Genomic DNA, 289 nt, shown 5'->3' on the forward strand with positions numbered 1-289 from the left:
AACCGCCATTTTCCCTTATTCTGTAGCGAAATAGCACGATCATGACGCTATATACATGATTACATAGCGAAAGTGTGGATGGTAAAAATCTCATTTACACGCTAGTATCGGCTTAACCACTAAACACTCTAGCCTCTGCACCTGGGTCAACTGATACGGTGCTTTGGCCGTGACAATGCTCGTAAAGATTGCCACCAGGGCGAAGGAAGAAATGACTTCGCCTCCCGTATCTGGAAAGGTGTACATGGCTTCACAACTGACTGATGCATTTGCGCGTAAGTTTTACTAC

Annotated in this window: 1 riboswitch. The window is 45.3% G+C overall.

From position 1 onward, the window contains the following. The first annotated feature begins 112 nt into the window (after nucleotides 1-112). A riboswitch (molybdenum cofactor riboswitch) is annotated at nucleotides 113-257 on the forward strand. Nucleotides 258-289: the final 32 nt, after the last annotated feature.

This window comes from Shewanella sp. AS16 (assembly GCF_021412365.1).
GTDB lineage: Bacteria > Pseudomonadota > Gammaproteobacteria > Enterobacterales > Shewanellaceae > Shewanella > Shewanella salipaludis.